Below are 11,409 nucleotides of genomic sequence, written 5' to 3' on the forward strand. Positions count from 1 at the left end.
CTAACGACGCTGACAAGAAGTGCAACCACGACAAGCCGAGCGTGTGGTTTTATCCAACAAACTTCGCTGCACTTTGCAGTATGCGTTCTTTAATGCACGGCGAGCCGCAAACCAATCTTCAGGCTTAGTCAGAATCAAATAGCCATTGAAGCGCTTCACTAATTCCACTCTGTGTTTATCAATAAAGCGGCTGTCAAAACCAATATCGAAGTAATCCAAAGCTTCTTCGATACAAGTAAAGCTGGCAATCTTGGCTTGAATATCGTTTTGGCTCATAGCCTCGTTTCTGAGTTTGTTCACTTGGCTTTCAGTATAAAAACTTCCGTTCAACCGTTCTTTGATTTACATCCGTAGCACGTCATTTTGCTAGAAACCGCTGAGTTTTAAATTTTCAAAATGAAAATCAATATAAGAAGTCATCCTGCAAAACTCTTCTCACCTTCAGAATAGTTTTTAACTCACTGATTTTATGAGCCTAATTTTTGGTGCGCATTTTGCGTTAGTGAGTTTGTTGACTAGGGAGAGATGATGATGACTTACCGAGCAGAAATAGATGGATTAAGAGCGATTGCCGTCATATTGGTGATCTTCTTCCACGCAGACATCGAAGCGTTCGCTGGTGGCTTTATTGGCGTAGACGTGTTCTTCGTGATCAGTGGCTATTTAATTACCACAATTGTGATAAACGATTTGGATAAGAACCAATTCAGCCTTGCTGATTTCTACGAGCGCCGTATTCGTAGGATTCTGCCCTTACTGCTGCTGGTTATTGCAGTATGTTACCTACTCTCTTGGTGGTTGTTCCTTCCACATGCACACAAAGAGGTGGGCGAGTTTTCTGTGTCTTCCATTCTGTCCGCTTCTAATGTTTTGCTTTACCTCAAAGGGCACAATTATTTTGGGCTGGAAGAACAAGCCAATCCACTCTTTCATACTTGGAGCTTAGGTGTAGAAGAACAATACTACATTGTCATCCCTCTTCTGCTCATGCTTCTGGCACGTGGCAAGCTCATGTCTTACCTCACCTTCTTCATTGCGGTGTTTGCACTAAGCCTGATGACTATTTGGTACGTCAGTGGTGATCCTGATTTCGCCTTTTACATGATTTTCTCTCGTGCGTGGGAACTGGCGGCGGGCTCTCTGATTGCCCTAGTGATGCGCAAGACCGTTATCAAACCCAACAACACCCTCGCAATGATTGGTTTAACCCTAGTTCTCGCCTCTGCTTTGTTGTTTGATAAATCAAAAGATGGCGCTGGGCTCATGCTGTTAATCCCTGTGATTGGCACCGCACTTATCATCTTGTTCTCATCCAAAGACAACACGCTGGGTAAAGCTCTAAGTCTCAAATCGGTGGTTTTTGTTGGGTTGATCAGCTACAGCCTTTATTTGTGGCACATACCATTGCTGGTTTTTTATCGATATGTGCTGACCGCAGGACAAGAGTTCAGCCTAGCGTTTTATCTTGTCGCTCTATTTGTCTTTTCTTACCTAACTTGGCGCTTTGTTGAAAAGCCTTTCCGTAGCCGCAGAAAAATCGGCATGAGCACACTTGCTGCCTCACTTGTGTTAATCACCCTGCCGCTGCTTGCTTTTGGTGTCGTCGGTCATAAAAACGGAGGCTTTCCCGACCGTAGCGCATTTTTTGAAGCCATGCGTGTAAACAATGGCTACGGCATTGCATGTAATGGTAATACAACCATCAACGACACTTGTTCATCATCTTCAGAGCCTACTGTCGCAGTATTGGGTAACAGCCACAGCATGGTCTTTGTTCAGCAGCTCTCGAATGACACACCTACGGGAGTTGTCCAGCTTACGCAAGATTCTTGTGCGGTGGGTTATGTCGACGTGATTGCAGGAGTCAATAATCTATCGTGTCGAAGCTTCTTCACCGATGCAGTAGAAACCATTCAGAATACGCCTTCAATTCGACGCGTGGTGATTTCTTCTAACTTCAATAAAGAGCTCTCTAAGCAAGACTACCAAGCTTCGCTCACCCATCTATTGAACGAGTTAGAAGACAGAGAAATCGTTGTCTTTGGTCCAACACCCTCTGCACCGCATGCTATTGGCGAATGCTTATGGAAAGCGCAATTGTTTGGTGACAACACAGGCAATGAATGTGACTTTTCGCCGAAGCAGTCACACCCGCATCATGTAGCGACGCTGGCAGCGTACTTTGACCAATTTGAACATGTGGAGTTTGTCGACCTTACTAACTACATCTGCCAAGAGGGTAAATGCGCAATGAAAGTGGGCAGCAACAATGCCATGTACACCGATTCAAGCCACCTCTCTTACAAAGGCGCAGAAATTGTATTGAGTAGCTATCAGAAGGAGTTGAGTGACAATCAACAACTGACTGCTCAGCATTAACCCAATGACAAAAGAGAGCTCAGCGCTAATCCAAACGCTGAGCTTTTTCATTTGAAGATTCGCGGGTCGAAAGCAAAATCAAGCTTCTCTGCTTTCTTCAGGATGTCTTTCATCTTGGGATGGTTTGGATTGACGACGTAGTTGTTGTCACGAGGAGAAATTGTCGAAGGTACTTGCAGTGCAGCAAACTCAGGATGTGGATCGTTGAGAAACTGGTCGCCGATGTATTGTGTGGATTCACTAGCAGGAATGGAGCGCCAAGTGACTGGTAAGTCTTCTTCATCCAGTGCAGCAATTAAGTACTCTGGCATCTCGATACGATACAAATCGTAAAGCTTGGTGATCGCCGGATCGTTGTTTACATGAACGAAAACTTCTAACGAGCAAAGAGATTCGGATTGAGAAAAGTACAGTGCTTCGGTTCCTTTCGAGTTCCATCGCCCACCGTATAGCTTGGCACCGATTGGGCTAAATGGAGACTCAGAGAACTTCTTTTGAGTCAGTCGATAGAGCTTCATATTACGAGAATACCCCGTGCTCTAGTCGTCCAATCAAATCTTTGACGATTTCAAAATCAACCGTGGTTGACACCATGTCTAGTGGGCGCTTGCCACCCAAACCGTAAACATTCTCACGCATCCAACCTAGTGCGCGTTCTTCATCATCAAACAGTTCTGTTGCTAGCTTAAGTAGCATCGCTAAACGATAGATGGCATCACTCTCTTGCGTGTTGAAGCGCTCTTCGTTTTTGAGTCGACGTTTGATGGTGCTCACCGGGATCAATGTGACGTGTTGGAATTCGCTTTGAGAAAGCTTCACACGCTCGACGATATTACGGTATACCTTTGGCTCAAAGCCTTTATGAACCGCATCGGTACGACCGGTTTCGGCATCTTCAATGCCCAGCATAAACCAGAAGTTTGCCTTATGAGGCAGCTTCGGTTTAAAGCTTTTTAATGTTGCCGTTGCCATACTGAGCTCCTATAGACCAAATGGTCTTAATATTATGGTCCATATGAGCTCAATTATCAATCGCACAAATTGCAGCCACAGTAAAACAGGCGCTAATCAGAGCAAGAGAAACGTTAAGGCTTGTCTACGCCTGCGTATTTCACCCCAGAAAGCAACGCCATATCGCGATTCCAAGTGGCGAGGTCGTGTTGATTAAACTTGCTGAGATCATCGTGTCCACACGCTCTTGCCATCACTTGCATCAACTCAACCGAGGCTTCAAAGAAGTTCTTCAATTGACCCGACGCTTTATCCACATTCAACCGCTGTCTTAAATCGGCTTTTTGCGTTGCAATGCCTGCTGGACAATTGTTGGTATTGCACATTCTCGCGGCTACACAACCTATCGACTGCATCGCACTGTTAGAAATCGCAACGCCATCTGCCCCGAGCGCCATCGCTTTTACAAAGTCCATTGGAACACGCAGTCCACCCGTGACAATTAACGTGACACGGTCACTCACACCTTGGGCATCCAGATAGCGTCTTGCTCTAGCGAGAGCGGGAATGGTTGGCACGCTGATATGATCACGGAACATAGCAGGCGCTGCGCCCGTGCCACCTCCACGACCATCCAAAATGATGTAGTCCGCACTGGCATCAAGTGCGAACTGAATATCTTCTTCGATATGGTTTGCACTGAGCTTGAAGCCTATCGGGATACCACCTGTCACTTCACGTACCCGATCTGCAAACTTTTTAAAATCTTCTGCGGTATGCAGATCTTTAAACGTCGGTGGTGAAATCGCAGATTGCCCTTCGGGAATACCACGCACTTGCGATATTTTGCCCACATTTTTATTGGCTGGTAGATGACCACCAGTCCCTGTTTTTGCTCCCTGCCCACCTTTAAAGTGGAAAGCTTGAACATTGAGCAACTTAGATTCGTCATAACCAAACTGCGCACTCGCCAGTTCATAGAAATAACGGGAGTTCGCCGCTTGTTCTTCTGGCAGCATGCCACCTTCTCCAGAGCAAATTCCGGTTCCAGCTAACTCCGCACCTTTCGCGAGTGAGATTTTGGCTTCTTCTGATAACGCGCCAAAGCTCATGTCAGAGACAAACAACGGAATTTTTAGCACCAGCGGCTTCTTCGCTTTTGGACCAATTACCAATTCGGTTTTGACTGGCACATCCTCCATCAGAGGTTTGGTTGCCATTTGTGCGACCATCATTTGCAGGTCATCCCAATGTGGCAATTGGTCTCTCGGCACACCCATCGCCGTCATCGGTCCATGGTGCCCTAACTTTGATAGCCCTTCTCTTGCCAATTGGTGAATAAACTCAACCGTGGGTTCTTCTTGCGTCGCCACTGCAATCGGGATCTCGTTATTTCCTGCCTGGATACCCGGACCTTCTTGTCCCACTTGCTCAGAGGTAAACTGCTTATGCGTACCATCGCAGAAAGGCGCATTTGCGGTGTGCTTACACTGACACAGATACGCATCCTCATCCTTCTCAGCGACAAAGCTCATGGGTTTATAATCGGTTCCGGCGTGGGAGCCATCACAATAAGGTTGGTTCTTCGATCGCCCGCATCGACAAAAGTAATATTCTTGTCCTTGCACAAGCTCAACTTTGATGGGTTTGTTATCCGCTATTACTGGTTTGCTCATTTTGCTTCCCTTTTTCAATGCCATACTCTGTGGTTGGCTTTCAGTAAGCGTAGAACAGCTCAAGTAAAGCGTCAGGGGAATAGAGATTTACCTATACTTTATGTGGGTCTCAACACTCTGGAGGCTAACATGACCATGTCAACTCGGCTCGACCACTATTTGACTGAGCACCATATTCACTTTCAAACCGTGAACCACAGTCATAGTAATAGTTCGCTGCAAAGCGGTGTTGCAGCGGGTATCCCTCTCAATAACTTGGCAAAAGGCGTGATTTTGGAAGATCACCAAGGTCGTCATATGATGGCTGTCTTGCCTGCGAATAATAAAATCAGCTTGTCTCGATTGAATGACGAGCTCAACGCCTCTTTCCATTTAATCAAAGAAAGAGAAGTCTATCGTTTGTTTACCGATTGCGATAACGGTGCAATACCTCCAGTGGGTAGCGCTTATCACATGGCAACCATTTGCGATGAAATGCTCGCCAATTTAGAGCATGTGTATTTGGAAGCAGGCGATCACGAAACCTTGATTAAGTTGGATAAAGAAGCGTTCCGTGAACTGATGGGAGAAAGTCGTTTTCTACGCTTTAGTAGTCAGGTATTTCATTAGTCTTACGCTGCAATGAATGCGGTATCTAGAACATGTTGGCTCTTGTTGTGACGATTTCATTTTAAATTGCTTTCGCGACAAGAGCCTTTATTCGTTCTTATCTTCAGCGTCTTTAACCTCCTCAACCAAACCCGCCCTGTCAATTCGATAATGCGCGAGATCGTGAGCAAGAAAGAGATGACCAGAGTAATCGGTTTGAGCTTCTTTCCGGATCTGCTCGATCGAGACTTCCGCTTCAGGGCTAAATTGATAGCGAAGACTAAAGTGAGTGAGAATCAAGCTCGGAACTTGTTTTGCCTGCGCATAACTGGCGACTTGTGAGGAATAGGCGTGACCAACTTCTCCCGCTCGCTCTTTCATCGCTTCTGAGTACGTTGATTCGTGTACCAACAGATGCGCGCCTTCAATTAGACTATCGAGCTTCTCTGGGGTGTCGTTATCACCACAAATGATCGCTTTTCTCGGTGGATGCGCAAGCTTAGTAAACGCCTTACTCATTAGGGTTTGCCCTTGGTACTCGACATCATTGCCACGGACAAGTTCTCCCCAGATAGGTCCCCTCGGTATGTTCAATTGTTCAAGCTTATCGATGTCTGGATACATTCGAATAGTTGACTCTTCAAAACAGTAAGCAAAGCTAGGAACGCGATGCGAAAGTGCAGTTGCGGTAATCGTAAACTGACCAATTTCAATCGAATCAAACTGCTCTACTTCGATGAAGTGAAGTTCAAATGGCAGATAGAGTTTGGTGAACGCTTGAGTCGCTTCAAGCCACTGTTTAATCCCCTCTGGGGCAATGATCGTCAGAGGATCTTTACGGTTATTCATACCCGCACTGGCGAGCAAACCCGGTAAGCCATAGCAATGGTCACCGTGAATATGAGTAATACAGATGGCTTGTAAATAATTAAGTGATAACGGAGTGTGGAGCAACTGGTGTTGAGTCGCCTCTCCGCAGTCAACTAGAAACCACCCTTTCCCCTTGCTCTCCAGCAAAGCAGTCGCAGAAACATTACGGGATTTTGTTGGAACTCCAGAAGACGTCCCTAAGAAATACAGCTCCATATGCCTATTCAATACTCCATTAACTACCATTATTTTAACTTACATGAATTGAAAAAGCCGTCCTACCGACGGCTTTGATGAGTGAAGTTCCGAAGCGTACGACTCACCTCATAAACAACTTTTGTAATGCTTTTATTGCCATGCCACGACGCTCCATCAACATACCCACACGAGGTAACCACGTTGGTGTATTTAGAACAGTTTTGGCATGACTAAAGGTTCTAAAACCTTCCTCGCCATGGTAGTGACCGATACCAGATTCACCAATACCACCAAATGGCGCGTCTTCCGCACCGACGTGCAAAATCGTGTCATTCACCCCAACCCCGCCACTGTGGGTATTACGGGTAATTCGATCAATAACACTCTTGTCTTCTGACATGATGTATAGAGCAAGTGGACGTTGATTCTGGTTGATGTAGTCGATGACCTCTTGAATGTCACGGTAGGGCTTGATTGGCATGAGAGGACCAAAAATCTCTTCCTGCATAATGGTCATCTCTTCCGAAACATTGGTCACTAGATGCGGATACAATAGTCGACCCTCTGCGCTCGTCTCGGACACGGTATGTATTTCTGCGCCCTTGGCTTTGGCATCTTCCAATACTGCTTTTAAGCGGTCGTACTGTCGCTGATTGATGATATGAGTAAAGCCTTGGTCGTTCTGGCCTTTGAGGTACAGCGCTTCAAAACGTTGTAGGAACAGCACGACAAACTCGTTGATTCTTCCCTCTGGTACAAAGGCATAATCTGGTGCAACACAGATTTGTCCAGCATTGATGCATTTACCAAATAGAATCGCATCAACCGCCTTATTCAAGTTAGCGTCATCCGCCACGATGACTGGAGATTTACCACCGAGCTCCAACGTAATTGGGGTTAAATTTTCCGCTGCAGCACGAGCAACCGCGCGACCAACATTGGTTGAGCCGGTAAACAGCAGATGATCAAATGGCAACTTGCTGAACGCTTGAGCAACTTCCGCTTCGCCTTCTACGACTTCAACATCTTCAGGTAAAGCTCGACAAATCTCAGAAATCACTTTGTTGGTCATAGGGGTGAATTCGGAAAGTTTCATCATCACTCGGTTACCCGCAGCAAGCGCAGTCACTAATGGCGATAAACTAAGAATGACTGGGAAGTTCCAAGGAGAGATGATGCCAACCACGCCAACCGGTTGGTATTCAACGGTGACTTTAGAAGGCGCAAGCAACAAACCTGCATGACGACGACTTGGCTTACACCATTTATTGAGGCGTTTTAGGGTGTAATTGATTTGGGCAACCGTCGGCAATACATCCGTCATTGCCGTATCAAATTCAGAGCGGTAACCAAAGTCGGCGCTTAAAGCTTCCACCAGCGCTTGCTGCTTATTCAAAATAGTCTGCTTAAGAAGGTTCAGCTTTTGCTTTCTTACCTCTAAAACTGGATAAGGCTCAGCATTGTATGCGGCTTTGAGCTTATCCAATTTTTGTTGCAGCAGTTGACCAACTTCGACGATCGCATTCATGTTTTTCTCCTTGTGCACCCGATAAAGGCCAATGTCGCACTTATGTACGATTCAAAGTTAACATAAGGGCAACATTCTGACTATTAACGCACTAAGGAAATTAGAGTTCAAACTCAGATTTATTTTGGTTAAAGCGCAAGCTTCATTTTGTAATAAGGAACGTCAGATTTGTAGAAGCGCTCACCTTCAACTTGCATCCCAAACTTTTCGTAGAAAGCCAAGGCCGATTCTCTCGCATCGCACCAGAAATACTCAACAGGTGAAAACTTAAAGCTTTCTAACACACATCGAATCATGGACGAACCAATACCCTGCCCTTGATACTCAGGCAAGATGGCAAACTTGCGCAATCGAGCTTGATTGTCATCTCGGTATATCGACGCCACCCCCACCAATGCGTTGTCGACGAATGCGCCAAAATGCTCCGCTTCCTCGTCACCTTCTACTTGGCAATGTTCGATGGGTTTATTTGCCCATAGTACTTGATGGCGAATTGGCATCGCATCTTGCCAAGTGATGGTATGAATGCTTATTTCCATTGCTCTTTTCCTTTCCAGCTCACTCATCCCTTTATATCGCCACAACGAATTTTAAGCTACTATTTTCAATTACTTATTGTAGCCAGATCCAGCTCATAAATACCCAGTCGTTGAGAAGAATCTAGGGTTTCAAAATCATGTTCAACGTATTCCTTTAATATCGCACCAGCACGTTCTGCAATTTTGATGCTTGGTATATTGTCTTCCATACAATGGAACTGGATAACGTTAGCATTGCCTCTCTCTTGAATCAGTGGCACTAACGTCATCAAGACAAGATCGATAATTTGATGACCACGCCCTTTCTCTGCCAACCAATATCCAATCTCAGTCACTTTGCTTTGTGTCTCGACACCTTTAATGCCAAGCACTCCTACGAACTCTTGATTTAAGTTTAACGCGAACCAATAGGCATCAAGTGCATTTGAATTAATTCGCTGAGAAATATACGCAACTGCTTCCCTGCGGTTCGTAACCCAATCTGTCCAAGGTAGGTATTGAGCTAAACTCTCCCGACTCTCATTAACCGCCGAGAGTAAGATAGCTGCATGCTTAGTCAGTAAAGGCTCAATGGAAATACGCTCCGAAATTTGCAGAGCCTTATGTTGTTCATAACCTTGATACATAGTGATTCAGTATTTAACTTTGCTTAATCAAAGTGAATGGCGTGAGTTCATTTTCTACGTAGTTCTTCCAGACGTGCTCGTAGAGCTGGTGCTGGTTAGCAAATGGCGCGAGCTGTTTGGCTTCTTCTAATGTACACCAACGATAATCAGTATGTTCGTGATTTAGCGTTACCGTTTGATTCGGTTTACAGAACAAGACAAAACAAGGAATGACCATGATTCGATTCTTGTGTGCCTCATAAAACTGTTCTAGAAAATCTGCGCTATGGAGCTCTACATCTTCGATTTGTGTCTCTTCCTTAAGCTCTCGTACGATGGTTTGCCAACCCGCTTCGCCCCCTTCGACGCCACCAGCAACATGACACCAATAACCACCTTTCACTCGCTCTAGTAGCAGCATTTTCTTTATGCCGTCGAACTCAGAAATCACCACACCAGACACATGCGTTGCTTGAATAGGAATCATGCACTTTCCTTATAGGTTTATTGTTTTCAAATCAGAACGGGACAGTCTACCTTGTATCAAGCGGATAAGGGGGCTTAATCACAAGGTGCTGATCTTTTTGCCAGTTTAGTGTGCTAAAGTGCGATCTCCCTCAATAAACGAGCAGTAAGATGCCTAACTCAATCAATTCGATGATTCCCATTGGCGTGCGCTTTATGGTGCTGTCCGCTTTTGGCTTTGCACTGATGTCTGCCACCGTAAAGCATGTTAGCTTGCACGGCATTCCTGTATTTGAAATCGTAGCAGCAAGGGCACTGGTCTCATTGGTGATCAGCTATCTCGATGTAAAACGCAAAGGCATTTCAGTTTGGGGTAATAATAAACCTCTCCTTTTCGCGCGAGGCGCTGTAGGCACCATGGCTTTGATGTGTGTGTACTATTCTGTTACAACGCTACCACTAGCTGAAGCGACCATTTTCCAGTACATCCACCCTGTATTTACTGCCTTACTTGCCGTTTTCTTCCTTAAAGAACGTATCCAGCCTTCGACGTTTATTTGTATCGCTCTATGTTTGCTTGGGGTATACGTGATGGTGAGGCCGGAAAGCGGTCCAGACGCCGAACATGCCTTACCCATGTTCAGTGTGATGATTGCTATCTTTGGTGCTTTTGGCAGCTCCATCGCGTACGTAATCGTACGTAAGTTAAGCCAGACCGAAGACAGCTCCGTGATCATTTTTTACTTCCCGTTGGTGGCGTTGCCTGCATCGATTCTTTTGATTGGTGATCAATTCGTCATACCAGATTTGTATCTAACCATGATGCTCGTTTTGGTCGGCGTCTTTACGCAAATAGGACAACTGGGTCTCACGAAAGCAATGCAAACCCAAGAAGCAGGCAAAGCATCGGCCTACTCTTATGTACAGATCATTTTCTCTGTCGTTTTGGGCATCATTTTCTTTGGTGAATTACCTTCGGCGTGGACATACTTAGGTGGCGCATTAATCGTAACAGGCGCGCTGATCAACGTATTTGGTCAGCATCTTAAGTTGCCGTTTGTAACACGATAGCAATCGCCCTTCTACTTACGTTTCGTTTGATCGAAAAACAATAAAGCCAGAGCATCACTCTGGCTTTTCTTTTGGCTGTATTTGTAACGCTAAGCTGCGAACTTCAAACCCGCGATACCCGCAACAATGAGCAGTAAACTGATAAGCTTAATTAGCGTCGCTGGTTCATCAAATAAATAGATACTGGCAATTGCGGTACCTATCGCGCCAATACCGACCCAAACTCCATAAGCCACACCTAGCGGTAACGTTCTAAGCGCGATACCCAGTAACCAAAAGCTTAACCCCATAAAGCCAATAGTGAATGCAGATGGTGCAAGCTTACTAAAACCTTCGGTGTATTTGAGCCCAACTGCCCATGCGACTTCGCATAGACCTGCAAGAAAAAGAATTGCCCAAGCCATTGAGAGATTCCAAATGATTGGGGTCGTCCCCGATAGTGATGAGAGCGGTGAGGTCGTCCTCACTTCTTGTGAGCACACAGTATAAAGAAAATCATCCACTACCCAAACTCCGATTGGTAACGAACTAGACCCATT

General features: G+C 45.5%; 13 protein-coding genes. 3 read left to right on the plus strand and 10 right to left on the minus strand.

What is annotated here, in order from left to right:
• Positions 1 to 276, minus strand: coding sequence for a nitrogenase-stabilizing/protective protein NifW (locus tag KIV41_RS17945; RefSeq protein WP_005441361.1), 276 nt, complete (start codon positions 274 to 276; stop codon positions 1 to 3).
• 255 nt (positions 277 to 531) lie between these two features.
• Between KIV41_RS17945 and KIV41_RS17950 the strand changes: the two genes are divergently transcribed.
• Positions 532 to 2,379, plus strand: coding sequence for an acyltransferase family protein (locus KIV41_RS17950; protein ID WP_285337326.1), 1,848 nt, complete (start codon positions 532 to 534; stop codon positions 2,377 to 2,379).
• Positions 2,380 to 2,426: 47 nt separating this feature from the next.
• Here KIV41_RS17950 and KIV41_RS17955 read toward each other — a convergent pair whose 3' ends face one another.
• The 3 genes from KIV41_RS17955 to KIV41_RS17965 all read right to left on the minus strand — a co-directional run bounded on the left by KIV41_RS17955 (position 2,427) and on the right by KIV41_RS17965 (position 5,006).
• Positions 2,427 to 2,897, minus strand: coding sequence for an RES family NAD+ phosphorylase (locus KIV41_RS17955; RefSeq protein ID WP_005447071.1), 471 nt, complete (start codon positions 2,895 to 2,897; stop codon positions 2,427 to 2,429).
• Between the two features lies 1 nt (position 2,898).
• Positions 2,899 to 3,351: an antitoxin Xre/MbcA/ParS toxin-binding domain-containing protein gene (locus KIV41_RS17960; RefSeq protein WP_005426938.1), complete on the minus strand. Its 453-nt coding sequence runs from the start codon at positions 3,349 to 3,351 to the stop codon at positions 2,899 to 2,901.
• A 113-nt stretch (positions 3,352 to 3,464) separates the two neighbouring features.
• Positions 3,465 to 5,006 (minus strand): glutamate synthase-related protein, encoded by a 1,542-nt coding sequence (locus tag KIV41_RS17965; protein WP_285337243.1) that lies wholly within the window; start codon positions 5,004 to 5,006, stop codon positions 3,465 to 3,467.
• Between the two features lie 129 nt (positions 5,007 to 5,135).
• On the opposite strand from KIV41_RS17965, the gene KIV41_RS17970 reads away from it, so the two are divergent.
• Positions 5,136 to 5,615 (plus strand): aminoacyl-tRNA deacylase, encoded by a 480-nt coding sequence (locus KIV41_RS17970; RefSeq protein ID WP_009699021.1) that lies wholly within the window; start codon positions 5,136 to 5,138, stop codon positions 5,613 to 5,615.
• An 87-nt stretch (positions 5,616 to 5,702) separates the two neighbouring features.
• On the opposite strand, the gene KIV41_RS17975 is transcribed toward KIV41_RS17970, so the two are convergent.
• The 5 genes from KIV41_RS17975 to KIV41_RS17995 form a co-directional block, all read right to left on the minus strand.
• Positions 5,703 to 6,680 (minus strand): ribonuclease Z, encoded by a 978-nt coding sequence (locus KIV41_RS17975; protein WP_045384948.1) that lies wholly within the window; start codon positions 6,678 to 6,680, stop codon positions 5,703 to 5,705.
• A 103-nt stretch (positions 6,681 to 6,783) separates the two neighbouring features.
• Positions 6,784 to 8,190: a coniferyl aldehyde dehydrogenase gene (locus KIV41_RS17980; protein ID WP_285337245.1), complete on the minus strand. Its 1,407-nt coding sequence runs from the start codon at positions 8,188 to 8,190 to the stop codon at positions 6,784 to 6,786.
• 128 nt (positions 8,191 to 8,318) lie between these two features.
• Positions 8,319 to 8,729, minus strand: a complete 411-nt coding sequence (locus tag KIV41_RS17985) for a GNAT family N-acetyltransferase (RefSeq protein WP_285337246.1) — start codon at positions 8,727 to 8,729, stop codon at positions 8,319 to 8,321.
• A gap of 65 nt (positions 8,730 to 8,794) precedes the next feature.
• A complete protein-coding gene (locus KIV41_RS17990) occupies positions 8,795 to 9,355 on the minus strand; it encodes a GNAT family N-acetyltransferase (RefSeq protein ID WP_285337247.1) in 561 nt (186 codons plus the stop codon).
• Between the two features lie 13 nt (positions 9,356 to 9,368).
• A complete protein-coding gene (locus KIV41_RS17995) occupies positions 9,369 to 9,821 on the minus strand; it encodes an NUDIX domain-containing protein (RefSeq protein ID WP_285337248.1) in 453 nt (150 codons plus the stop codon).
• 149 nt (positions 9,822 to 9,970) lie between these two features.
• On the opposite strand from KIV41_RS17995, the gene KIV41_RS18000 reads away from it, so the two are divergent.
• Positions 9,971 to 10,870, plus strand: a complete 900-nt coding sequence (locus KIV41_RS18000; RefSeq protein WP_285337250.1) for a DMT family transporter — start codon at positions 9,971 to 9,973, stop codon at positions 10,868 to 10,870.
• 89 nt (positions 10,871 to 10,959) lie between these two features.
• On the opposite strand, the gene KIV41_RS18005 is transcribed toward KIV41_RS18000, so the two are convergent.
• Positions 10,960 to 11,274, minus strand: coding sequence for a multidrug efflux SMR transporter (locus tag KIV41_RS18005; protein ID WP_010452144.1), 315 nt, complete (start codon positions 11,272 to 11,274; stop codon positions 10,960 to 10,962).
• Positions 11,275 to 11,409: the final 135 nt, after the last annotated feature.

The organism is Vibrio sp. D401a (assembly GCF_030248515.1).
Taxonomy (GTDB): domain Bacteria; phylum Pseudomonadota; class Gammaproteobacteria; order Enterobacterales; family Vibrionaceae; genus Vibrio; species Vibrio rotiferianus.